Annotated in this window: 2 protein-coding genes; both read right to left on the bottom strand. The window is 43.6% G+C overall.

Annotation, left to right across the window (positions count from 1 at the left end; genetic code table 11):
- Positions 1–279: 279 nt before the first annotated feature.
- Positions 280–714, bottom strand: coding sequence for a hypothetical protein (locus EC915_RS24690; protein WP_133753068.1), 435 nt, complete (start codon positions 712–714; stop codon positions 280–282).
- A 4-nt stretch (positions 715–718) separates the two neighbouring features.
- Positions 719–1,330 (bottom strand): RHS repeat-associated core domain-containing protein (locus EC915_RS24685; protein WP_305955404.1); only part of this gene is annotated, 612 nt, incomplete at its 5' end.

Raw genomic sequence — 1,330 nt, 5'->3', positions numbered from 1 at the left:
AGGGAGAGGAGATTTTGAACAAAATTCAACGTGCGCGTGAGGCGCTTGAAACTGCACAAGAAAATTAAGTTATTTCGAAAACAGTACACTAGGTCCACCCAAACTGAATATTGCAATCGCGCACTCTAGCCGACCATATTGTAATTAAAAATAATGGTAGATGATAGCCGACACTCTATTAACAGTTTAAACAGAGCGACCAGACAAATTTATAATGAAAGCCCACTCTGGCATCGTGGGCGGTCTAATCTTTCCGGCGGACCGACATACACAACCGACTCAACCCATCTCAAAGAAACTTTCTAAAAAGTCACTAAAACATGACCACTGAGGCGACAACTTACCAGATTTGAAATTACCCATGGAATCGCCGAGAGAAAGTTCAATTACCTCCCCGGAAGTCTTATTGTAAAAATAGCCATGTTCACCCTCAAAGCTATCCAGCGGAATATAGTCAAGAGGCATCTCAAGTGTTTCATGCGTTCTTTTCAAAGCCAAATCAAAGTTAGTATTCTTTAAAAACCAGCAGAGTTGATATATTTCTTTCCCCCCCCTCATGAATGTGGGCCCATCCTCCGCATGAAGATAAAACTGACTAATATCGCTTGAAATGTCCATGCCGATTTTTTTTAACTCGACTTCATAGTCGGCGCTAGCATCATCATACCACCAGCCGTTCTGCTTACAGTAATCTACTACTTTTTTTGAAATCATGAAATCACCCACAGCTTACAGAACCACTGGAACGCCCAGAGCTACTATTATTAATTTCAGCCTGTGCACGCCCTTTCCAATAAGCCTCCCGATCACCGTTAAATAAATCCCTGTCTACTGGATTAACTGGATGCTGGAGAGGTAAATGAGGATGAAGCGCATTCGTTTTACCAAACTTCTGATGAGTATCAGAGGATAGCTCAAACAAGGAACCTAATCCATCTTGTTTTGAATGATGTAGATTCAATTGCGAGTAACTACCATTTTTTACGACAAAAGGACTTCTTCCTTCTGATGCCAGATCTAAATTCGTTCTAACGCCATCTCGCGTATTCACAGGTAAATCCCAATCGATAACCTGCTGATAAACCGTATGAACGCTACCCGACGGCGCTGAGAAGGTAGACGCCGAGAAGAAGCCGGTCAAGCCAAGAGGATCTATCCATACGATGGAGTTGGGAGCATACCTATACAGATGAAATCCTCCCGCCAACCCAATCGGGTCCTGCGTAATAAACCGCCCTACCTGCGGATCGTAATACCTGAACGTGTTGTAGTGCAGCCCCGTCTCGTCGTCGAAGTACTGACCTTGAAACCTAAGGTTTTGCTCGATGTC

It is taken from the genome of Pseudomonas sp. LP_7_YM (assembly GCF_004364435.1).
Taxonomy (GTDB): domain Bacteria; phylum Pseudomonadota; class Gammaproteobacteria; order Pseudomonadales; family Pseudomonadaceae; genus Aquipseudomonas.
Note: the sequence above shows the minus strand (reverse complement) of the source record. Positions and strands in the feature narration are given on the sequence as shown.